This is a genomic window from Streptomyces sp. NBC_00663, from assembly GCF_036226885.1.
Taxonomy (GTDB): domain Bacteria; phylum Actinomycetota; class Actinomycetes; order Streptomycetales; family Streptomycetaceae; genus Streptomyces.
Genome location: NZ_CP109027.1, coordinates 1,215,169 through 1,236,020 on the forward strand (window position 1 = coordinate 1,215,169; position 20,852 = coordinate 1,236,020).

Annotated in this window: 20 protein-coding genes; 13 read left to right on the plus strand and 7 right to left on the minus strand. The window is 72.3% G+C overall.

What is annotated here, in order from left to right; all coding sequences use genetic code 11:
* Window positions 1-6 precede the first annotated feature (6 nt).
* Entirely contained in the window at window positions 7-1,305 is a 1,299-nt protein-coding gene (locus OG866_RS05590) for a TerD family protein (RefSeq protein WP_329332306.1), read from the minus strand.
* A 296-nt stretch (window positions 1,306-1,601) separates the two neighbouring features.
* Here OG866_RS05590 and OG866_RS05595 point away from each other — a divergent pair, with 296 nt between their 5' ends.
* From OG866_RS05595 to OG866_RS05610, 4 genes are all read left to right on the plus strand, one after another.
* Entirely contained in the window at window positions 1,602-2,033 is a 432-nt protein-coding gene (locus OG866_RS05595) for a DUF6643 family protein (protein ID WP_329332307.1), read from the plus strand.
* Window positions 2,034-2,075: 42 nt separating this feature from the next.
* Window positions 2,076-2,903 (plus strand): MOSC domain-containing protein, encoded by an 828-nt coding sequence (locus OG866_RS05600; protein ID WP_329332308.1) that lies wholly within the window; start codon window positions 2,076-2,078, stop codon window positions 2,901-2,903.
* 174 nt (window positions 2,904-3,077) lie between these two features.
* Window positions 3,078-3,683, plus strand: a complete 606-nt coding sequence (locus OG866_RS05605; protein ID WP_329332309.1) for an Rv1733c family protein — start codon at window positions 3,078-3,080, stop codon at window positions 3,681-3,683.
* A 108-nt stretch (window positions 3,684-3,791) separates the two neighbouring features.
* The gene (locus OG866_RS05610; protein ID WP_329332310.1) at window positions 3,792-6,230 is read left to right on the plus strand and encodes a right-handed parallel beta-helix repeat-containing protein; all 2,439 of its coding nucleotides are present in this window, start codon (window positions 3,792-3,794) and stop codon (window positions 6,228-6,230) included.
* Between the two features lie 44 nt (window positions 6,231-6,274).
* On the opposite strand, the gene OG866_RS05615 is transcribed toward OG866_RS05610, so the two are convergent.
* The gene (locus OG866_RS05615; protein WP_329332311.1) at window positions 6,275-8,560 is read right to left on the minus strand and encodes a hypothetical protein; all 2,286 of its coding nucleotides are present in this window, start codon (window positions 8,558-8,560) and stop codon (window positions 6,275-6,277) included.
* 269 nt (window positions 8,561-8,829) lie between these two features.
* Between OG866_RS05615 and OG866_RS05620 the strand changes: the two genes are divergently transcribed.
* The gene (locus OG866_RS05620) at window positions 8,830-9,642 is read left to right on the plus strand and encodes a DeoR/GlpR family DNA-binding transcription regulator (RefSeq protein WP_329332312.1); all 813 of its coding nucleotides are present in this window, start codon (window positions 8,830-8,832) and stop codon (window positions 9,640-9,642) included.
* 83 nt (window positions 9,643-9,725) lie between these two features.
* On the plus strand, window positions 9,726-10,196 hold the full coding sequence (locus OG866_RS05625) for an SRPBCC family protein (protein WP_329332313.1): 471 nt from the start codon (window positions 9,726-9,728) through the stop codon (window positions 10,194-10,196).
* Between the two features lie 13 nt (window positions 10,197-10,209).
* Here the strand turns inward: OG866_RS05625 and OG866_RS05630 are convergent, their stop codons facing one another.
* Entirely contained in the window at window positions 10,210-11,343 is a 1,134-nt protein-coding gene (locus tag OG866_RS05630; protein WP_329332314.1) for a PLP-dependent cysteine synthase family protein, read from the minus strand.
* Window positions 11,344-11,692: 349 nt separating this feature from the next.
* On the opposite strand from OG866_RS05630, the gene OG866_RS05635 reads away from it, so the two are divergent.
* The gene (locus tag OG866_RS05635; RefSeq protein WP_329332315.1) at window positions 11,693-12,016 is read left to right on the plus strand and encodes a hypothetical protein; all 324 of its coding nucleotides are present in this window, start codon (window positions 11,693-11,695) and stop codon (window positions 12,014-12,016) included.
* A 189-nt stretch (window positions 12,017-12,205) separates the two neighbouring features.
* Entirely contained in the window at window positions 12,206-12,748 is a 543-nt protein-coding gene (locus OG866_RS05640) for an ATP-binding protein (protein ID WP_329332316.1), read from the plus strand.
* 45 nt (window positions 12,749-12,793) lie between these two features.
* On the opposite strand, the gene OG866_RS05645 is transcribed toward OG866_RS05640, so the two are convergent.
* Genes OG866_RS05645 through OG866_RS05655 form a run of 3 tightly spaced genes read right to left on the minus strand, consistent with a single transcriptional unit; the run spans window position 12,794 to window position 16,403 of the window.
* Complete coding sequence (locus tag OG866_RS05645) at window positions 12,794-15,355, minus strand: ABC transporter permease (RefSeq protein WP_329332317.1); 2,562 nt, start codon at window positions 15,353-15,355, stop codon at window positions 12,794-12,796.
* On the minus strand, window positions 15,352-16,128 hold the full coding sequence (locus OG866_RS05650) for an ABC transporter ATP-binding protein (protein WP_329332318.1): 777 nt from the start codon (window positions 16,126-16,128) through the stop codon (window positions 15,352-15,354). Before OG866_RS05650 ends, OG866_RS05645 begins: the two co-directional genes overlap by 4 nt.
* Window positions 16,125-16,403 (minus strand): SHOCT domain-containing protein, encoded by a 279-nt coding sequence (locus OG866_RS05655; RefSeq protein ID WP_329332319.1) that lies wholly within the window; start codon window positions 16,401-16,403, stop codon window positions 16,125-16,127. The genes OG866_RS05650 and OG866_RS05655 overlap by 4 nt, the downstream gene beginning before the upstream one ends.
* Before the next feature lie 163 nt (window positions 16,404-16,566).
* On the opposite strand from OG866_RS05655, the gene OG866_RS05660 reads away from it, so the two are divergent.
* The 5 genes from OG866_RS05660 to OG866_RS05680 all read left to right on the plus strand — a co-directional run bounded on the left by OG866_RS05660 (window position 16,567) and on the right by OG866_RS05680 (window position 19,346).
* Complete coding sequence (locus OG866_RS05660) at window positions 16,567-17,139, plus strand: TetR/AcrR family transcriptional regulator (RefSeq protein ID WP_329332320.1); 573 nt, start codon at window positions 16,567-16,569, stop codon at window positions 17,137-17,139.
* A 16-nt stretch (window positions 17,140-17,155) separates the two neighbouring features.
* Window positions 17,156-17,740 carry a DUF4865 family protein gene (locus tag OG866_RS05665; RefSeq protein WP_329332321.1) on the plus strand — a complete coding sequence of 195 codons (585 nt, stop codon included), beginning with the start codon at window positions 17,156-17,158 and terminating at the stop codon, window positions 17,738-17,740.
* Window positions 17,737-18,648, plus strand: a complete 912-nt coding sequence (locus OG866_RS05670) for a phosphotriesterase family protein (protein ID WP_329332322.1) — start codon at window positions 17,737-17,739, stop codon at window positions 18,646-18,648. Before OG866_RS05665 ends, OG866_RS05670 begins: the two co-directional genes overlap by 4 nt.
* Before the next feature lie 100 nt (window positions 18,649-18,748).
* Window positions 18,749-18,940, plus strand: a complete 192-nt coding sequence (locus OG866_RS05675; protein ID WP_329332323.1) for a DUF1272 domain-containing protein — start codon at window positions 18,749-18,751, stop codon at window positions 18,938-18,940.
* Between the two features lies 1 nt (window position 18,941).
* On the plus strand, window positions 18,942-19,346 hold the full coding sequence (locus OG866_RS05680; protein WP_329332324.1) for a tautomerase family protein: 405 nt from the start codon (window positions 18,942-18,944) through the stop codon (window positions 19,344-19,346).
* On the opposite strand, the gene OG866_RS05685 is transcribed toward OG866_RS05680, so the two are convergent.
* Window positions 19,343-20,818 (minus strand): ketol-acid reductoisomerase, encoded by a 1,476-nt coding sequence (locus tag OG866_RS05685; protein ID WP_329332325.1) that lies wholly within the window; start codon window positions 20,816-20,818, stop codon window positions 19,343-19,345. The two genes, OG866_RS05680 and OG866_RS05685, sit on opposite strands and share 4 nt — an antisense overlap.
* Window positions 20,819-20,852 lie beyond the last annotated feature (34 nt).

Consider the following 20,852-nt stretch of genomic DNA (forward strand, 5'->3'; position numbering starts at 1 on the left):
CGTGGGCTACTTGCGGCCGGGGGTCCAGTTCATGCCCCAGCCGTAGGCGTAGTCGACGGTCCGCTGCGGGCTCACGCCACGCTCGGGCACCAGGTAGCGGGCCTCGCGCTGGACGACGAGGTCGGAGCCGGTGTTGGTGATGAGGGCGAGCGCGCACACCGTCGAGGGGACGGTGCACTCGTCGAGGGAGAAGTCGATCGGGGCACCGTACTGCGGCTGAAGGGTCACGGTGGCGTGCAGGTCGGCGAAGGAGCGCGCGCCCTCGTAGATCGTGACGAAGACCAGGATGCGGCGGAAGAGCTGCTTGTGGTCGAGGTTGACGGTGAGGTTCTCGCCGCTCGCGACGGCGCCGGTGCGGTCGTCGCCGTCGAGGTGGATGAACGGCGGCTGGTGCAGGGAGCCGAAAGCGTTGCCGAGGGCCTGGACGACGCCCTTGCTGCCGTCGGTGAGTTCGTACAGGGCGCACAGGTCGAGGTCGAGGTCGTTGTGATGCGCGACCGGGCGGCCCAGCTTGCTGCCCCACCCCGAGAACTGCTTGCGCACCTCCCAGTTGAGGTTGACCCGCATCGCGCCGGAGGTGCCGCCCTGCTTGGTCAGCGACACCGAGGGGGAGGCCTTGGTGAGCGTGACCTTGGTGAGGCGGACCGGCTGAGCGGCCGGCGCCGGGGAAGCGGGGGGCGCGGCGGGTGGCGGCGGCATGGTCACCGGGGGCATGGGCGGGGGCGCGGTGACCGGGGGCGCCATGGGGGCGCGCGGCGCTGTCGGCGCCGGGGCAGCGGCCTGCTGGGGTTCGTCGACCGTGATGCCGAAGTCGGTGGCCAGGCCCTCGAGTCCGCTGCTGTAGCCCTGGCCGACGGCACGGAACTTCCAGGAGCCCTGGCGGCGATAGAACTCGCCGAGCACGAAAGCGGTTTCGACGGTCGCGCCGGTGCTGTCGAAGCGGGCGACGGAGGTCCCCTGGGCGGCGTCCTTGACCTCGATGTGCAGACCCGGCACCTGTCCGAACGCGCCGCCGTCAGAGGAGGCGGCCAGGACGATCGTCTCGATCGTGGGCTCCACGCGCGCGAGGTCGACGAGCAGACTGTCGACCACCTGGCCGCCGAGGTTGCGCTTGCCCTCGTGCCGGACCGCGCCGGAGGAGTGCACCGGCTGGTTGTAGAAGACGAAGTCGCCGTCGGAACGGACCTTCCCGCCGACCAGGAGCAGCGCCGACGCGTCGGCGTCGGGCACCCCCGGTCCGGTGTTCCAGCCCAATTCGACCCTCAGCGCCGTGGTCGGCACCGGAGTATTGGATCCTTTCGACATTGACATGTCCGCCCCCATCACGTGTCACCGCGCCAGGCATGTCCCGGCAGCCCATTGGTTCTCTACAGGGTCAACCTATTCCCCGCGACAGCGAACTCCCATGAGGTGCACAGGAAGATCACTGTCCAACCGCGGGTAACCCGCCCGGAACTCGGCCTTTACAGGATCCGAACGCAGGTAGAGGTCCCTTTTTGCCGAGTTCGCTCGCATTGGGGATCCCACGTCACTGCCGACACGGAAAACAACCCTCTTATCGGTCTCCCCAACCAGCACATCGTGGGCTTAACTTATGTGCCATGACCTCCCCCCGCTCCACTTATGGCGGCGGCTACTACTCCGCCTCTTTCCCGGACACTCCGATCTACGACTCGCTCGTGGCCGAGCGGGGCACCCCGCAGATCGCCCCGATCCGGGTGCCGGCGGAGTACGCCATGCCGAGCAGCAGCAACCTGCCCGCGCTGCCGTCCGCGCTGCCCGCCCTCCCGGCGGGACCGTCCCAGCCCTCCTACGGCTATCCGCAGGCGCAGCAGCCCTCGCCGCTGCAACAGGCGCCCGCCGCCTACATCCCGCAGCAGGCCTCCGCGCCTCGCGGTTACCCCGGGCCGCAGCAGCAGCCGCGTCCGATGAACCAGGGCATGGGCTACGAGGCCATGCGCCCCGCGGCTCCCCGGCCCGCTCCGGCGCCGTATCAGGACCCGTACAACAACCAGCAGTACCGCGGCTACTGAGCCGACCCCCGGACTGTCCGTGCCTGCTGGCACGATGGATCCATGGGCAATGCGCAGCTGCGGTCGATTCACGTACATCCGGTCAAGGCGTTCCGGGGCCAGGCGCCCCGGGAGGCCGTCGTGGAGCCCTGGGGGCTGGCCGGAGACCGGCGCTGGGCGCTGATCGACGACGGGGGAAAGGTCGTCACACAACGCCAGCAACCGCGCATCGCGCTCGCCGCCGCCGAGCTTCTGCCCGGCGGCGGCGTCCGCTTGTCCGCACCCGGGACGCGGCCGCTGACGGTGCCCGTACCGCGACCGGTCGACACCGTTCCGGTGCAGATCTTCCGCGACAAGGTGGAGGCGGTCCCCGCGGAGGACCCTGCCGTGCACGCCTGGTGCAGCGCCTATCTGGGCGCCGAGGTCCGTCTCGTGCACATGGACGACCCCGCGACGCGCCGGCCCGTCGACCCCGAGTACGCGCGCGAGGGCGAGACCGTCTCCTTCGCCGACGGCTACCCCCTGCTGGTCACCACGACCGCCTCGCTCGACGCCCTCAACTCCCTCATCGCACAGGGTGACCACCCGGCAGAGGGCCCACTGCCCATGAACCGGTTCCGGCCCAACGTGGTCGTGTCCGGGACCGCCCCCTGGGCCGAGGACGACTGGTCGCGGCTCACGATCGGCGAGGTCGGGTTCCGCGTCGCCAAGACGTGCGGCCGGTGCGTGGTGACCACCACGGACCAGGACAGCGCCGTGCGCGGCCGGGAGCCCCTGCACACGCTGGGGCGCCACCGCAGACTCCAGGGCAAGCTGGTCTTCGGGCAGAACCTCGTCCCCCTGTCCCCCGGTGTGATCCGGGTCGGCGATCCGGTCACGGTCCTGGACTAGCCGAGATCCGTTCGAGGACGGCTCGCGGGAACTCGCCCCCGGGGGCCTGGCGTTGGCATGTTGGAGAAGTTCGTGGGCCGACCCGGAGCAGGTGATTTCGCTCTCTCTTCGACCGGTCCCGCGGGTGAAATGCCGTACCGAGGGTTATCACGGAGCGGGAAGGGGGTGCGGACGGTGCGAGCGATCAGCGGACTCTGGCGCTGGCGGCACAATCCGCTGCGCCGTGCGACCGACCTCGCCGAGGCCTGGGTCGCCCTCGCGGCCCTGCTGCTCATCCTGGTCGTCACGCCGCTGGCCGGCGCGGTCGTCGGCGGTGTCGCCCAGGACGCGCTCCAGGAGTCCGTGCGCCAGCAGCAGAAGTCCCGCCACCTGGTCACCGCCACCGTGGCCCGCGCCCTGGACCGCTCGCCGCTGGACGCCGATCCCGAGACGACCACCGGGCGGGACCTGCGCAGCCGCGTCGTCGCCGACTGGACCGCGCCGGACGGCACCACCCAGCACGGCCCGGCCATGGCGAACCTCAAACACCCGCACAGCGGCGACCACTTCACGATGTGGACGGACGCCCACGGCCGCATAGTGGCCCGCCCGCTGGACTCCGCGACCGCGACCACCCACGCCGTCCTCGCCGGAGTCGGCGCGGCCCTGCTCGGCATCGGTCTCGTCGAGGGCGGCAGACGGCTGATCGTCTGGCGCATGGTCCGCCGCCGGTACGCCCGTTGGGACCAGGCCTGGGCCGAGGCGGGCCCGGACTGGGGCAGGACCGGGACCGGCAGCTGACCGCCTTCCCACTCTGGTCAACCCACCGCGTGCGCGCACGCTACGGTGGACCGGCCGAGGCATTCGGCATCCAACCCGCGTACCACGAGGTGGGGGCACAGCAACGCCATGGCACAGGGCACGGTCCAGGTGACGCACACCGGCACTTCGAGGTGGCGGCGCCGCACGGGTGAGTACGCGTCGCTCGCCGCCGCCCTGGAGGCCGCGGCCGACGGCGACGTCCTCACCGTCGCCCCCGGCACCTACCGCGAGAACCTCGTGGTGCAGCGGGCGGTGACCCTGCGCGGCCCCGAGGGCTCCCCCGGTTCGGTGCGCATCGCCCCCCTGGACGGGGTGCCGCTCACGGTGCGGGCCTCGGCCGTGGTGCAGGACCTGCATGTGGAGGGCCAGGACGCGGCGGCCCCGGCGCTGCTGGTCGAGGAGGGCACCCCGGAGCTGACGGACATCCGGATCGTCACCCGGTCCGCGGCCGGCATCGAGGTGCGCGGCGGCGCCCGCCCCACCGTGCGGCGGTGCACGGTCGACAATCCCGCCGGCATCGGCATCGCCGTGGTCGACGGCGGGGGCGGCGTGTTCGAGGAGTGCGAGGTCGTCGCGGCCGGGCAGGCCGGTGTCGCGGTCCGCGGCGGCGCCCACCCCCGTCTGGAGCGCTGCCGGGTGCACCACGCCTCGGGCCCGGGCCTGACGGCGACCGGGGAGAACTCCGCGCTGGAAGCGGTCGGTTGCGAGATCTACGAGGTCCGCGGCAGCGGCGTCCAGATCACCGGCCGGGCCAGCGCGCACCTCACCGACTGCGATGTGCACCGCACCACCGCCGACGGGGTCACGCTCGACACGGACGCGGTGCTGACGCTGGCCGACTGCCGGATCCACGACATCCCGGAGAACGCGGTGGACCTGCGTTCCCGCTCCGTCCTGACCCTGACCCGCACGACGGTGCGTCAGTTCGGGCGCAACGGCCTGTCGGTGTGGGACCCGGGCACGCGCGTGGACGCCAACCAGTGCGAGATCTTCGACAGCACCGGCGACTATCCCGCGGTGTGGGTCAGCGACGGCGCGACCGCGGTCCTCGACTCCTGCCGGGTGCACGACGTGCCGGACGCGCTGTTCGTCCTCGACCGCGGCTCCCGCGCGGACGTCGTCGACAGCGATCTCTCCCAGGTGCGCAACACGGCTGTGTCGGTGAGCGACGGCGCCACCGCCCAGCTCGACGACTGCCGCATCCGCGACGCGGCGACCGGCGCCTGGTTCCGCGACCACGGCAGCGGCGGCACCCTCAACAACTGCACCGTGGACGGCACCCAGACCGGCGTGATCGTCACCAAGGGCGCCGACCCCACCATCGAGCGCTGCACCGTCGACTCCCCCGCCGAGGCCGGTTTCTACGTCTCCGCGGGCGGCCGGGGCAGCTTCCTCAACTGCCGGGTCACGGGCAGCTCCGGGTACGGCTTCCATGTCATAGACGGCTGCCGTACGACGCTGCGCAAGTGCCGCACGGAGCGGTGTGCGCGCGGCGGGTACGAGTTCGCCGACGCGGGCCCCGACGCCGGGTCCGGCACCGGTCCGGTCGTGGAGGACTGCACGAGCGACGAGAGCGCGGGCCTGACGCCCCCCGCCGCACAGGTGACCGCCGTACAGACGACGAGCCTCTCCCCCGGTCTGCTCGGCGCCATCCCCGGGCAGCGCGCCACCGAACAGGAACCGCAGGTCACCCCCGCCGAGCCGGAACAGCCCTCGCGCACCTCGAAGGCCGTGCTCGGTGAACTCGACGCCCTGGTCGGCCTCGACAGCGTCAAGCGCGAGGTACGCGCCCTCACCGACATGATCGAGGTCGGCCGCCGCCGCCGGGAGGCCGGTCTGAAGGCGGCGTCCGTCAAGCGTCACCTGGTCTTCACCGGCTCCCCGGGCACCGGCAAGACGACGGTGGCCCGGCTCTACGGCGAGATCCTCGCCTCCCTCGGTGTGCTGGAGAAGGGCCATCTCGTCGAGGTGTCCCGTGTCGACCTGGTCGGCGAGCACATCGGCTCGACGGCCATCCGCACCCAGGAGGCCTTCGACAGGGCGCGGGGCGGGGTGCTGTTCATCGACGAGGCGTACGCGCTGTCGCCGGAGGACTCGGGCCGTGACTTCGGCAAGGAGGCCATCGACACGCTGGTGAAGCTGATGGAGGACCACCGGGACGCGGTCGTGGTGATCGTCGCGGGCTACACGGCCGAGATGGAGCGCTTCCTGTCGGTCAACCCCGGTGTGGCGTCCCGCTTCTCACGGACCATCACCTTCGGTGACTACTCCCCGGACGAGCTGCTGCGGATCGTGGAGCAGCAGGCCGACGAGCACGAGTACCGGCTGGCGCCGGGCGCGCCGGAGGCCCTGCTGAAGTACTTGACGGCGATCCCGAAGGGCCCCGCCTTCGGCAACGGCCGCACCGCCCGCCAGACCTTCGAGGCGATGGTGGAGCGGCACGCGAGCCGGGTCGCCCAGGTCGCGGAACCGAGCACGGACGACCTGACCCTGCTGTTCCCGGAGGACCTGCCGGAACTCCCCTGACCAGGTGCCGGCACCGCGCCGGCACCTCCGCACCCGTGCGACGGCTAGCGCTGCGCCGGCACGTCCGGTCGCAGTCTGGCCAGCAGTTTCGCCCGCTCTCGCGCGAACGCCGGGTCCGCCTGGTAGTCGGAGTGGCCCAGGATCGGTGCGGGCAGCGGATGCCGGTCGGTGCGGCCGTAGGCCAGCGGGTCCGGGAGGGGTTCGTGGTCGACCTCGGGGCCGCATTCGCCGGACAGGCGCATGGGGCCGCCGATCGGGTCGGTCGGCCGGTACAGATTGCGCCAGCAGGCGACGTCGTGGTGCAGGGCGCTCAGCGCCGCCGGTCCGAAGTGCGCCGGGAACCAGCGGCCGTAAAGGCGCTCCAGCGGTGAGCCGTAGGTGAGCAGGGCGACCCGTCTGCGGTCGGCGGGGGTCAGCTGCCAGGCCGCCGCGGCGGCGAGGACGCTGCCCTGGGAGTGTCCGGAGATCACCAGCCGGCCGCCGGTGGCCCGCGTCCAGGTGGCCATCCGCCAGGTCAGGTCGGGCACGGCGCGCTCGGCGTAGCAGGGCGGGGCGAAAGGGTGGGCGGCGCGCGGCCAGAAGGTGCCGACGTCCCACAGGATGCCGATGGTGCGGCGCGCGGAGGGGTCCTTGTAGGCGCGTCTGCCCCAGGTGACGAAGAGTATGAAGCCGAACCCGATCAGCCAGGAGCCGAGCGCCTGCGCGGTGTCGGCGGCGCCCTGGAGGACGGCGTACGAGTCTCCCGCCGCCTCGGCCGGTACCTGCTCCGTCGTCATGGCGCCGACCAGGGCGCCGGCGCCCAGGAGCAGGGTGGTGGCGGAGGTGACGGCGAGGATGCGCGGGGCGCGGTCGGTGAGGGTGGCCAGGGCACGGGCGGTGGCGATGCTCCGGGTGCGGGCCCGGTCCTTGGGTTCGTCCGGGTAGTCGGTGTCGATGGCGGTCAGCTCGGCCCGGCGCAGCAGCCAGGCGCGCCGGCCCAGCCAGCCGCCCAGCACGAGCAGGACGACGAGCAGCGGCGGGATCACGGACGCCTGCCAGGTCAGCAGGACCGGCGGACCCGGGATCGAGGCCCCGGTGCCGTCCAGCCAGTCGGCGACCCGCTGGGAGACGCCGCCGGACATCACCCCGCCGAGCGCACAGGCCAGCATGGCGACCGCGGGGCCGCCGAGGCCGCGCATCGCGGCGCGCGGGTCGGGATGCGTGCGGTGCAGGGCCTGGGCGACGACGGCCATGACGATCACGATCAACCCCTGGGCGAGGGCGAGGGCGCCGAAGGTGGTGTCCCCCGGCAGCCGCCCCCGCGACTCCCATCCCGGCCGGTCCCAACCGGCGTACACCAGGGTGAGCAGGAGCAGGGCGAGCGCGGCGAGCGGCAGACGTCGTACGAGACGTTCGTCGAGCTCGCGGTCGAGACGGTTCTCGCTGCGGCCGCGGCGGCAGACCACCCCCACCACGACGACCGCGCCGACGGCGATCGCCCCGAGCAGGAGCAGCCCGAGGATGTCGAGCGGGGCGGGTCCGCCCGCGCGCCGGTCGAAGCGGGCCGCCGCGGAGGCGACGGCCGCGGCGACCGTGAGCAGGGCCGCGGCGGTGTGGGCGGCGCGCAGCCGGGCCACCAGCCGGCGGCCGTACCAGAAGCCGGGGCGGCCCAGCGCGGTGCGGGCGGTGTCCTCGTCGTGCTCGGCCGGGCGGGTCAGGGGCTGCTGGGACTCGTACGCGTTCCAGGTGCGGTGGGACAGGTACCAGAGCAGGGCGGTCAGCGCGGCGGGCAGCAGGGCGGCGAGCGCGAGGCGGCGGCCGGGGCCGCTCCACCAGCCGCCGTCGGAGACGGTCGGTGACAGGAAGCCGAGCCAGGAGTGGCGGTCGGCGCACGCGCGCGTGCCCGCGCACTGCCAGGCGGCGAGGTCGAGCGCGACCTCGCAGACGGCCGCGACCAGCAGCACGGTCAGGGTGAGGGCGGTGAGCCGCACCAGCAGCCCGTACAGGCGGACCGTGCGGGTGCGGCCGCGGGCGGCGGGGCGCATCCAGTGGGCGAGGTTGACCACCATGAAGGGCAGCAGCAACAGCCACAGCGCGCGGGAGGAGTTGCCGGAGGTCAGATTGCACCAGACGTAGGCCTCGGGCACCGGCTCCTGGCGCGGGTCCTTCGGCTGTCCGGTGTCGGCGTCGACGTCCTCGGCGCGCCGGAACACGGCCGCCGTGTCGTCGCCGGTGATCCGCACGGTCCGCGGATCGTCGAGCATCTTCTCGGGCGTCGTACCGCCCACCCCGTGGACCAGCAGCTCCAGGGCGGAGCCGGTCGTCGAGGCACGTTCCTGCGCACGTTCCACTGTTCGCACTTCCCCCGTGACGCGCCGTCGGCATGTGTCGGTGCGGGCTCAAGGATCTCCGCTGGGGCGGCCTCGTACACCCCTCGTCACGGAATCTCCCCGATCCGTGTGACGGGCGGGAGAACGATGGGGTGAAGGTGACATGCGCGCGTCGTGACAGTCGGTGCCGCGACCCGTACGGTGACGTGCGAGGATGAGACGTCCGCGGGCTGGTGGGAGCAGGTCGCCGGGCGTGTCGAACGGATTGCGGCGAAAGGACCGGAGCGTACGTGAGTGAGAATCAGAACCTCCTCGCGGAGCAGCGGCGCGCCCTCATCCTGGACGAGGTGCGGCGGCGCGGCGGTGTCCGGGTCAACGAGCTGACGCGCAAGCTCGGCGTGTCGGACATGACGGTGCGCCGCGACCTCGACGCGCTGGCCCGCCAGGGTGTCCTGGAGAAGGTGCACGGCGGCGCGGTGCCGGTGGTCGAGGCGAGCACGCACGAGCCGGGTTTCGAGGCCAAGTCGGGCCTGGAGCTGACGGCCAAGGAGGACATCGCGCGCGCGGCGGCCGAACTGGTCGCGCCGGGCAGCGCGATCGCCCTGTCGGGCGGTACGACGACGTACGCGCTGGCCCATCATCTGCTGGACGTCGCCGATCTCACGGTCGTCACCAACTCGGTGCGGGTGGCCGACGTGTTCCACGCGGCCCAGCGCACCTCGGGTCCGCGGCAGGGGGCGGCCACGGTCGTGCTGACCGGCGGTGTGCGCACCCCGTCCGACTCGCTGGTGGGCCCGGTCGCCGACCAGGCCATCGCGGCGCTCCACTTCGATGTGCTCTTCCTCGGTGTCCACGGCATATCGGTCGAGGCCGGCCTGTCCACGCCGAACCTCGCGGAGGCGGAGACCAACCGCCGGCTGGTGCAGTCGGCGCGCCGGGTCGTGGTGGTCGCCGACCACACCAAGTGGGGCACGGTGGGCCTGAGTTCGTTCGCGGCGCTGGAGCAGGTCGACACGCTGGTGACGGACGCGGGGCTGCCGGCCGCGGCGCGCGAGGAGGTCGCCGAGCATCTGCGGCGGCTGGTGGTGGCGGGCGAGGGCTGAGGCGCTACAGACAGTTGATGGTGCGTCAACTACGGTGACACCCTCCGTTGGTCATGATGTCCGGCACGAGGAGGGTGTGGTCCATGGCGCACCAACTGCGCGAGGTGGGGCTCGACTTCGTCGAGTCGGCGCCCGTACGGCTGGTCTTCGCACGGGAGATGTCCGCGCCTCCGGAGCAGGTCTTCCGGGCGCTCGCCGATGATGTGCCGGGGTGGACCGAGTGGTTCGCCGCGGTGACGCTGGCCCGGCCCACCGGCGACGGCACCACGCGCGAGATACACCTCAAGGGCGGCGGGCGTTTCCAGGAGACGATCATCGCGGCCAAGGAGCCGGAGGTGTACGCCTACCGCGTCGACGTCGGCAATGTGCCCGGCGTCCGGGCCCTCGTCGAGGAGTGGCGGCTCGCCCCCTCGGGCACCGGCACCCATGTGCGCTGGACGTTCGCCACGGACGGCACGGCCGCCTACCGCTTCGCCGCGAGGCTCGCGGCGCCCGGCGTGGGGCGCGCGTTCCGGGACGCGGCCGCCGCACTGGACCGGCGGCTGACCGCATAGGGACCGGCGGTTCTCAGCAGGGCCAGACGCCCGTCTCCAGCAGCGAGTCGATCGCCGCGCTGTACGGCGTGATGTCCAGGCCCTGTTCGGCCAGCCATGTGTCCGAGTAGTACTTGTCGAGGTAGCGGTCGCCCGGGTCGCACAGCAGGGTCACCACGCTCCCCTGCCGTCCTTCGGCCACCATCTCGGCGACGATCTTCAGCGCGCTCCACAGCCCGGTCCCGGTCGAACCGCCCGCCTTGCGGCCGATGGCCCGCTCCAGGGCGCGTACGGCGGCGACGCTGGCCGCGTCCGGGACCTTCATCATCCGGTCGACGGCACCGGGCACGAAGCTCGGTTCCATGCGCGGCCGGCCGATGCCCTCGATACGCGAGCCGCAGTCACAGGTGACGTCCGGATCGCCGGTGGTCCAGCCCTCGAAGAAACAGGAGTTCTCCGGGTCGGCGACACAGATGCGGGTGTCCCGCTGGGTGTAGTGGACGTAGCGGGCGATGGTCGCCGAGGTACCGCCGGTGCCGGCCGTGGCGACGATCCACGCGGGCTCCGGGAACCGCTCCAACTCCAGTTGCCGGAAGACGGATTCGGCGATGTTGTTGTTGCCGCGCCAGTCCGTGGCCCGTTCCGCGTAGGTGAACTGGTCCATGTAGTGGCCGCCGGTGTCGACCGCGAGGCGGGCCGACTCCTCGTACATCTTGCGTGGGTCGTCCACGAAGTGGCACTGCCCGCCGTGGAACTCGATCAGTCGGATCTTCTCGGCGCTCGTCGTGCGCGGCATGACGGCGATGAAGGGCACGCCGATCAGCCCGGCGAAGTAGGCCTCGGAGACCGCCGTCGAGCCGCTGGACGCCTCGATCACCGGGCGGTCCGGACGGATCCAGCCATTGCACAGGCCGTAGAGGAAGAGGGAGCGGGCCAGTCGGTGCTTGAGGCTGCCGGTGGGGTGGGTCGACTCGTCCTTCAGGTACAGGTCGATGCCCCACCGCTCCGGCAGCGGGAAGCGCAGGAGATGCGTGTCGGCCGAGCGGTTGGCGTCGGCCTGGACCTTTCGGACGGCCTCTTTCAGCCAGCCGCGGTACGCGGCGTCGCTGCGGTCGATGTCGAGGGTGTCGAGGGTCTCGCCCGTCCGGGTCTGCTGGGGAGTGCTCACAGCGGGTCTCCTAAGAGGTGGCGTCGACGGCGGGTCGCGCTGTCGACGCATCGATCATAAGCACCTTCCGCACGCTTCTCACCTGCATAAACACACCTTTGAGCACCCCAAAGACCTCCCTGGGGGACGCGCCTCTCGGTGTCATGGGGGCGCATTCGGACGAGTGCTCCGGGCGCTCGGTCCGAGCCCGTCATGCGTACTGGTGCTCGACGCCGGGTGCGGGCAGACTTCACCGGACGGGACGTGGGTCCCCGACGGGGGCGCACACTGGATCACACAGACAGCCGGTTCAGGACCCACGCAGGATCGCGAGCCGGCCCGACGAGGGCGCACTAGGGGGCGGGGAGGCATGGCGGAACCGGAGTTCACGGCCACGGGCGTGCGGATCGGGAAGCGGCTGCGCTCCCTCACCCGGGCCGGACAGGTGCGGATCAGCGACGGCAGACTGGAACTGCTCACCAGCTACGGCAGCGAGATCGACAGCGCGCCGGTGCAGGCGGTGCGCGCCTCCAAGCCCTGGTTCGCCGCCGACGACAGGGCGCTGGCCGACCTCAACGGCAAGCGGTACCTGCTGACGCTCGGCGACCACGACCCCGCTCCGGGCGAGCCGGGGCCGCCGGCGGCACGCCGGTTCATCGAGGCGGTACGGAAGGCCGCGGGACGCCCGGGGTGAGTCACCGCGAGTTGCGGTACCTGACCCCCTGAGTCACGCTGTTCACACGTCACTCTGGGTTTACCGGCGATAACGCTGCGAACCAGCCCGCCGGGCACGACGGCAGGCGGCCGATCTCCACGCGGGGCCCCTGTTGGATCGATCCGAACTCCGTGTTCTTCCGGACCTCTCAGTCGGGGAGTCGCAGCCGTGATCAGTCACCCAAGCAGGCATTGCACGGTAGAGCTTCAGGCTCTGCCGTCGCGGATCGGCCAGGTCCGCAGAATCGTCTCTGCGCAGTTGCGCTACTGGCATCTGGACCCACTCATAGACCGGGCGGCGCTCGGTGTGACAGAGCTTTTGACCAACGTCCACCGCCACGCCCAGCCCGACAAGATGTGCACCGTGGAGATCGAGCTGCTGCTCGACCGGCTCACGGTCTCGGTGCACGACCACGACCCGCGTCTGCCGGCCGTGGACACCATGACGGACGACGACTCGCTCGCCACGTGTGGACGTGGACTGGCGATGGTGGCCGCCGTCAGTGAGAGCTGGGGAGTGCGGGCGGAGGGGGACGAGGGCAAGGTCGTGTGGTTCGCGCTCTCCGCGCCCGCCGTCGTGGGCGCCGGTACCTCGCGGCCGTCTCGGCGGACCGGTGGGGAGAAGACCGAGCGGGTGTTCGCCGAGTTCGAGCACTCCGTCGACGGCCACAGGGCCGCACATGCTCCCGCCCGGTCGGCCGTTGTCGGCTGACCGGGCGGTGACGACCTTCTTGTGGATCGCTTGCCGTTCGAGGTCTCAGTCGGTGGCTATGGCCCGCAGGACGTTCAGGCGGGCCGCCCGGGTCGCCGGCCGCCAGCCGGCCAGGGCGCCCGCGGCGAGGCCCACCAGGGCGACCACGGCGAGCCGGCCCGGTGGGACGGCGAAGGCGAACGCGGTGTCGCTCGCGCCGTCGGAGGCCTTGACCAGGACCCAGCCCAGGAAGGCGCCCAGGGCCAGGCCGCCCACCGTGCCGAAGGCCGCCACCAGGACCGACTCCCAGCGGACCATCGCGCGCAGTTGGGCGCGAGTCTGGCCCACCGCCCTGAGCAGGCCCAGTTCGCGGGTGCGCTCGTGGATCGCGAGGGTGAGGGTGTTGGCGATGCCCAGCAGTGCGATCAGCACCGCGAGGGCCAGCAGGGCGTAGACGAGGGTGAGCATCATGTCGATCCCTCCGGCCGAGGACTGGGCGTACTCGTCGCGGGTCTGGACGCTCGGGTCGCCGTACTGTGCGGCCACCTTCGCCACGGCCGCCTTGCCCTCGGCGGTGCTCACACCGTCCTTGAAGGCGACCGCCACCAAGGTGTCGGTGTCCTGGGTGCGGTGCGGTTGCCAGGCGGCCCGCGTGATGACGTAGTCGCCCGCCAGTTCGGACCGGCCGTAGACGGCGCGGACCGTGAAGCTCTTGGACGTGCCGTCCGTGAAGGTGAGTCGTGTCGTGTCACCGGTCGTGAGGCCCTGCTTCGCGGCCTCCCCCGCGGTGACGGCGAGGCCGTCGGTGCCCAGGCCGGTCAGGGTGCCCTTGATCCCGCCCAGGTCGAAGGTGCGTTGCAGGGCGAGGGGGTCGGTGACGGTCAGGGCCCTTCCCCTGCCGTCGACCTCGGCGACTCCGCGGCCGAGGCCGACCGCGGTGTCCACCTCGGGCAGCCGGGACACGGCGCCCGCGAGGCGGGGGCTCAGGCCGCTGCCGCCCGCGCCGAAACCGGGGGTGCTGATGGCCACGTCACCGGCGAAGGAGCGGGAGACGGTCTGGTCCATCGTCGCCTTGAGGGAGGCCGCGAAGACCGTGAAGAGGGAGACGACGGCCACGCCGATCATCAGCGCGCCGGCCGTGGCCGCCGTGCGCCGGGGACTGCGCAGGGCGTTGCGGCGCGCCAGGCCGCCCGTGACTCCACGCAGCCGGTCCAGGGGGCTCCCCAGGACGCGGACGGCCGTGGTGGCGGCGGTCGGGCCGAGAACGACGAACGCGGCGAGGGCGAGGACGGCGCCGGTGCCCGCGAGCCAGAGGGACGGGGAGAGCAGGACGCCGCTGATCGTCGTTCCCAGGGCCAGGGCGGCCAGTCCCAGGCCGGTGACGGTCCGGGCGCGGGAGGCGCCGGAGGTGTCGACGGCCGTTTCGCGCAGCGCTGCCATCGGGGCGGTGCGGCCCGCCCGTACGGCGGGCATGAGCGCGGAGCCCAGGCAGACCACGACGCCCACGGCGAGCGGTAGCAGCATCGACAGCCCGCTCACCACCAGGTCGCCCTCGGGGAAGGGGAATCCGATCGCCGGGAACAGGGCCTGGAGGCCCGCGGCGACGCCCACGCCGCCCGCGAGGCCCGCCAGGGAGGCGGTCACCGCAACGGCGGTGGCTTCCACCAGCGTTGACGCGGTGAGCTGACGGCGGGAGGCGCCCAGGGCGCGCAACAGGGCGTTCTCGCGGGTGCGTTGGGCGACGACGATCGCGAAGGTGTTGTGGATGGAGAACGTGGCGACCAGGAGGGCCACGCCGGAGAAGACGAGGAGGAAAAGGGTGAAGACGGTCAGGAACTGGCTGGAGATCATCTCGGTGTTCTCCTCGGCCGACTCCTGGCCGGTGATGGCCTCGACTCCCTTGGGGAGTACGGACGTCAGTCGGTCGACGAGCTGCTCCTGACCGATGCCGGGAGCGGCCCGGACCTGGATGGTCGACGCCTCGCCCGGGCGGGCCGTCAGGTATTTCTCGGCGTCCGCCTGGGTCATACCGGTGAAGGTCACCTGGGCCATGCCGTCCTCGCCGCCGAAGGTCGCGAGGCCGACGACGGTCACCTTCACGGGGTCGGGGGTGCGCAGGACCGTCGTGTCGCCGAGGTGCAGGCCGCCCCGCCCGGCCGTGCCGCGGTCGATGACGACCTCGCCCGACCTGGCCGGGGCGCGTCCCTCGGCGAGTTGGTAGGCGTTGAGCTCGGGGTCGGCGATCCAGTTGCCGGCGAGGGTGGGCGGGCCCTGGCCGCCGATGGGGTCGCCGTCGGCGCCGACGAGCTGCCCGGCGCCCTGGATGCTGGGGGCCGCCGCGGCCACGCCGGGGACCTTCTCGACGGCGTTCACCAGGTCCACGGGGACCGGCTGCCGGACGCCCTGGCTCTCGCCGGGGGTGGTGATGGCGTCGGCGCTGCGGACCACGGCGTCCGTGCCGCTGGTGGCCCGCCCGAACATCGTGTCGAAGCTGGCACGCAGCGTGTCCCCCATGACGAGGGTGCCGGCCAGGAACGCCACGCCGAGGAACACGGCCAGGAAGGTTCCGGCGAACCGCCGCTTGTGGGCACGCAGGGACGACACGCTCAGGCGTACGGCGGCGTTCATGACGGCACCTCCGAGACCGGGGAGCCGGTCCCCGTGTCGAAGGCCTTCATGCGGTCCAGGACCCGTTCGGCGGTCGGTGCGGTCATCCGGTCCACCAGGCGCCCGTCCGCGAGGAACACGACCTCGTCCGCGTGGGCGGCGGCCACGGGGTCGTGGGTGACCATGACGACCGTACGGGCCGTGTGGCGCACCGTGCGGCCGAGGAGGCCGAGGACCTCCCCGCCGGAGCGGGAGTCGAGGTTGCCGGTCGGCTCGTCGGCGAACACGACGTCCGGCCGCCCGGCGAACGCCCGTGCCACGGCCACGCGTTGCTGCTGGCCGCCGGAGAGCTCGGAGGGACGGTGGTGCAGCCGGTCACGGAGGCCGACGACGTCGATCAGGGCGTCGATCCACTCCTGGTCGCCCTTGCCGCCGGCCAGGTCGAGGGGAAGGGTGATGTTCTCCCGGACGGTCAGCGTCGGCACCAGGTTGAACGCCTGGAAGACGAAACCGACCCGGTCGCGGCGCAGCAGGGTGAGGCGGCGGTCGTCCAAGGAGCCCAGTTCGGTGTCGCCGATGTACGCGGCGCCCGCGCTGAGCGTGTCGAGGCCCGCCGCGCAGTGCATGAGGGTGGACTTGCCGGAGCCGGACGGTCCCATGATCGCGGTGAAGCGGCCGGCCGGGAAGGCGATGCTCACGCCGTCCAGGGCGCGTACGGCGGTGTCGCCACCGCCGTACACCTTGACCGCGTCGACGACGCGTGCGGCGGTGCGCACCTCGGTCGTGACGGTCATGCCGCACCACCCTTGCCCGTCCGGCGGCCGAACTGCTCGTCCAGGACGGAGAGCCGGCGCCAGTACTCGTCCTCGTCGATCTCGCCGGAGGCGAAGCGGTGGCCGAGCACGGTCAGGGGCGAGTGGTCGTCGACGGCGAACCGGCGGGGACCGCGGCCACGCCACACCGTGCGGCGCAGGACGGTGACGGCGCCGACGACGACGGCCGCCCAGATCAGCGGGAAGAGAAGGATCCACGGGCCGGGCCCGCCGTCCCAGTGCGCCAGGGTCTGCATCTCGGGTCATCTCCCTAGTGAGGTGTTCCGGTGATGTCTCGAGAGTGGCTTCGGCCGGGGGTCCGAGTCGTCGTACAGCCAGCGGCAGTGCGGGTACCTCCCGGGGAGTACAAGAGATGCACGGGACTGCTTCCCACGCCCCTGGCCTTCTGTAACTACTAGTATGTACAGTGGACTCATGAGCACCCCGGAGCGACTGATCGAGTCCACCCGCGAGCTGCTGTGGGAGCGCGGTTACGTCGGGATGAGCCCCAAGGCCATCCTGGAGCGGTCCGGCGCCGGGCAGGGCAGCATGTACCACCACTTCAAGGGCAAGCCCGATCTCGCGCTGGCCGCGATCCGGCGGACGGCCGAGGAGATGCGGGCCACCGCGGAGGGAGTACTGGGCGGGCCGGGGACGCCGTACGAGCGCATCGAGGCGTATCTGCTGCGTGAGCGTGATGTGCTGCGCGGCTGCCCGATCGGCCGACTGACCATGGATCCGGACGTCATCGCGAGCGACGAGCTGCGCGCGCCGGTCGACGAGACCCTCGACTGGCTTCGGGAACGGATCGCCGGGATCGTCGAAGAGGGCAGGGAACAGGGGCAGTTCGCGCCCTCGTTGGACGGCGAGGCCATCGCGGCGACGGTCGTCGCCACCGTCCAGGGCGGTTACGTCCTGGCCCGCGCGTCCGGGTCGCCGGCCGCGTTCGACGCGGGCGTCAGGGGGCTGCTGGCGCTCCTCGCACCTCGATAGCCGGGAGGCATTGTTCATGCACGCCATGCAGTACGAGCTGACGCTGCCCGCGAGTTACGACATGGGCATCATCCGCGCCCGTGTCGCCGCCAAAGGACATCTGCTCGACCACTGGGACGGGTTGGGCCTGAAGGCCTATCTGATGCGGGAGCGCGGCGTGGACGCCTCCCCCGTGAACCAGTACGCGCCGTTCTACCTCTGGAACACCGTCGAGGGCATGAACTCCTTCCTCTGGGACGGCGGTTTCCAGGGGGTGAGCAACGACTTCGGGCGGCCGTCGGTGCGGCAGTGGACCGGTCTGGCGTACGAGGAGGGCGGCGCCGCCGGCTCTCCCGCGCGGGTCGCCGTACGGCGACGCCAACCCGTCCCCGACGGCGTCGAGTTGGCCGGGTTCACGGCGGACGCGGCGGATGAGGCGAGGCGGTTGGCGGACACGGACGGGGCGCTGCTCGCGGCGGCCGTCGTCGACACGTCCGGTTGGGAGCTCGTCCACTTCTCGCTGTGGGCGCACGACACCCCCAAGGCCGAGGGCGAGGTCTTCCAGGTACTGCATCTGTCGGCGCCCGGCCTGGGCCTGCTGCCCCGTGGGCGCCAGTGGTGAGCACGGTCCGTACGGTGCTCGGCGATGTGGACCCCGGCACGCTCGGGGTGTGCGACGCGCACGACCATCTCTTCTTCGGCAGTCCTCAACTCCCGGGCCAGGAGCTGCGGGACGTGTCCGCGGCCCGCGCGGAGCTGGTCGCCTTCCGGGCCCAGGGTGGTGGCGCCGTCGTGCAGTGGACGCCGTACGGCCTGGGGCGACGGGCCGCCGATCTGCCGCCGCTGGCGCGGGAGACGGGGGTCGCCGTCGTCGCCGCGACCGGGCTCCATCAGGCCGCCCACTACGACGACCGTGTCCTCACGGAGCTGCGCGGTGCCCGCCTCGCGCAGGTCTTCGTCGCCGAACTGACCCACGGCATCGGCACATCGGGGGTGCGGGCCGGGCTGATCAAGGTCGCGGGTGGTTTCCACGCCCTCGACGCGCACGCGCGCTGGACGATGACGGCGGCGGCCGAGGCGCACCACGCGACGGGCGCGCCGATCGCGGTGCACCTGGAGCTGGGCACCGGCGCGCTGGACGTACTGGAGCTGCTGTCCGGCGAGTTGGGCGTGCCGCCGCACCGCGTGATCCTGGGGCACCTCAACCGCTCCCCCGACTCCGTGGTCCATCTCCAGGCGGCGGCCTCAGGTTGCTACCTCGCCTTCGACGGGCCGTCCCGCGCCCATCACGCCACGGACTGGCGGATGCCGGACGCGGTACGGGCCCTGGCGGAGGCCGGTTTCGCCGACCGGCTGCTGCTGGGCGGCGACACGACGACCGCCGCGGCCCGCTCGGTGGACGGCGGCCCGGGGATGCCGTATCTGCTGCGGCGGGTGGGGCCCCGGCTGGCGGCGGCCGTCGGTGCGGAGGTGGTGGAGCGGATGCTCACGGTGAATCCCGGCCGTGCCTTCGCCGTCGACTGGCGATGAGCGATGAGCGATGAGCGATGAGCGATGAGCGATGAGCGATGAGCGATCATGACGGTCGACGAAACGATCACGACCGTCAACGATCCGCGAGGAGACGACCATGGCACTGGAGATGCGCGACCGCTGCGAGCGCTGCGAGACGGCCGAGCTGCCGACCGACGCCGCCGCCCGCATCTGCACCTACGAGTGCACCTTCTGCGTGACGTGCAGCGAGGCCATGCACGACATCTGCCCGAACTGCGGCGGCGAACTGGTCCCGAGACCACGCCGCGCCCGAAAGGACGCTGCCTGACATGCCCTTCGTCCGGATCGATGCCCTGAACGCCGCTCCCGACCGGCTCGACGCGCTCGGCCGGGCCGTGCACGACGCCCTGGTGGAGACCCTGGACATCCCGCCCGACGACCATTTCCAGGTGCTGACCGGCCACGACGGGATCAACAGCACGCTGCGCTACGGCGATTACCTCGGGGTCCCCCGCGACGAGGGCATCGTGTACGTCGCGATCACCATGCGCGCCGGGCGCGCCCCGGACCGGAAGCGGGCCCTGTACCGGCGCATCGCCGAACTCGTGCACGCCTACGCGGGCACCGAGCCGCGGAACGTGTTCGTGACCGTGACCGAGAACGCGTCGGTCGACTGGTCGCTCGGTCACGGTGTGGCGCAGTACGCGCCCGGGGGCCGCACCCCGGGTGACTAGGCCACCGAGATGTCCACCGACGGACGCAGTTTCGCCGCCGCGGCCAGGGCCTCATGGGCGGGGTGGGTGTCGAAGGCGCTCAACAGGGCCCTGTCCGCCGGGTGTCCGGCGGCGGGGTAGGCGATCTGCTCGTACGCGGCCTGGAAGCGTGGGCCCCAGCGGCGGGCGCCGAGGCGGGCCGTGCGGGAGCAGTTGTCGACCATGTGGGCCACGTCGCGGGCGTGCATGTAGGGCAGCAGGGAGTCGACGGCCTCGATGACGGACTCGTTGACGATCTCGGACCAGGGGTGGCCGCGGTCGACGAACTCGTCGATCTGGGCCGTCATCGTGGCGACGAAGACCCCGGCCGTGAACGGGTCCACGGGGAGGTCGCGTGCACCGCGCCGGGCGTGCGCCGCGTCGGCGGCCCGCCACATCGGTGAGCCGCCGGTCTCGCTCATCGGGCGGGCGCCGAGGCGCCGTTCGGCGAGGATGACGCTGCGCAGTTCGGTGCCGTCGGCGACCTCGTCGTAGATCTCCGCGACGATCTCGCGGGCGGGGCCGTATGTCGCCGTGTACGCACGGTCGAAGACGTCCCGGGCGGACCCGTCGAGGCCCTCGCGGACCGCCCTCAGGCCGGCCCGGGAGATCGTGCGGGCGATCGGGCCGGTCACGTTCTCGCAGGAGCGTTCGTACGCCGTCACCTCGTCGTCCCCGGCCAGTCGGTAGCGCGTGCAGAGGCTCTCGACGATGCCGTGGACGGCGCCGAGGAGGATGGCGCGCTCGCCGACGATGTCCGAGCGGTACTCGCTGTCGAGGGTGGTGCGGAAGGTGTACGGCGAGCCGATCGCGACCGACCAGCCGAGCGCGAGGTCGACGGCCCGGCCGTCCGGGTCGGCGTGGACGGCGTAACTGCTGTTGATCCCGGCGCCGTTGATCTGCGCGCCCTGCTGGTACAGCCGCCGCACGGAGTCGCCCATGCCCTTGGGGCAGACGGCGAGCACCGGATGTCCGGGTGGGAAGTCGCCGCCGGTCTCATGGAGATGGCCGAGCAGGAAGCCGTGGGAGAGGCCGATGGCGGCGCCCGGCTTCAGGGCGGCGAAGATCTCCGTGTGGTGGGCGGCCAGCGCCGCGTCCGCGATCAGCAGGATCACCAGGTCGCTGTCGGCGGCGACGGCGAGCCAGTCGCCGAGGGTGCCGTCCTCCTCGGTGAAGCCGTGGGCGCGGGCGTCGACGGCCGAGGCCGATCCGGGGCGCAGTCCGACGGCCACCGCGATGTCGGTGCCGGTGAGGGAGTCGCGCAGGTTGAGGGCCTGGGCGCGGCCCTGCGGGCCCCAGCCGAGGACGCCGATGCGGCGCACCCCGGCGAACGCCTGGGGCAGCAGCGGGAAGAGGTGCCGGCCGCCGCGCAGGATGGTCTCCGTGCCGCCGGGCACGTCCATCGTCTCCAGGGCGAAGACACGGGACGTGGAGGTGTGCGTGGTCGAGGTCATGGGTGAGTTGTAGGCTCGCGGCCAGCGTTGCGGC

Excerpts from the sequence above, each read along its gene's own strand:
- OG866_RS05645 (WP_329332317.1), bottom strand. The coding sequence starts at position 15,355 with ATGAACGCCGCCGTACGCCTGAGCGTGTCGTCCCTGCGTGCCCACAAG.
- OG866_RS05655 (WP_329332319.1), bottom strand. The coding sequence starts at position 16,403 with ATGCAGACCCTGGCGCACTGGGACGGCGGGCCCGGCCCGTGGATCCTT.
- OG866_RS05610 (WP_329332310.1), top strand. The coding sequence starts at position 3,792 with ATGGCACAGGGCACGGTCCAGGTGACGCACACCGGCACTTCGAGGTGG.
- OG866_RS05680 (WP_329332324.1), top strand. The coding sequence starts at position 18,942 with ATGCCCTTCGTCCGGATCGATGCCCTGAACGCCGCTCCCGACCGGCTC.
- OG866_RS05635 (WP_329332315.1), top strand. The coding sequence starts at position 11,693 with ATGGCGGAACCGGAGTTCACGGCCACGGGCGTGCGGATCGGGAAGCGG.
- OG866_RS05600 (WP_329332308.1), top strand. The coding sequence starts at position 2,076 with ATGGGCAATGCGCAGCTGCGGTCGATTCACGTACATCCGGTCAAGGCG.
- OG866_RS05650 (WP_329332318.1), bottom strand. The coding sequence starts at position 16,128 with ATGACCGTCACGACCGAGGTGCGCACCGCCGCACGCGTCGTCGACGCG.
- OG866_RS05590 (WP_329332306.1), bottom strand. The coding sequence starts at position 1,305 with ATGTCGAAAGGATCCAATACTCCGGTGCCGACCACGGCGCTGAGGGTC.
- OG866_RS05665 (WP_329332321.1), top strand. The coding sequence starts at position 17,156 with ATGCACGCCATGCAGTACGAGCTGACGCTGCCCGCGAGTTACGACATG.
- OG866_RS05660 (WP_329332320.1), top strand. The coding sequence starts at position 16,567 with ATGTACAGTGGACTCATGAGCACCCCGGAGCGACTGATCGAGTCCACC.
- OG866_RS05675 (WP_329332323.1), top strand. The coding sequence starts at position 18,749 with ATGGCACTGGAGATGCGCGACCGCTGCGAGCGCTGCGAGACGGCCGAG.
- OG866_RS05595 (WP_329332307.1), top strand. The coding sequence starts at position 1,602 with ATGACCTCCCCCCGCTCCACTTATGGCGGCGGCTACTACTCCGCCTCT.
- OG866_RS05625 (WP_329332313.1), top strand. The coding sequence starts at position 9,726 with ATGGCGCACCAACTGCGCGAGGTGGGGCTCGACTTCGTCGAGTCGGCG.
- OG866_RS05685 (WP_329332325.1), bottom strand. The coding sequence starts at position 20,818 with ATGACCTCGACCACGCACACCTCCACGTCCCGTGTCTTCGCCCTGGAG.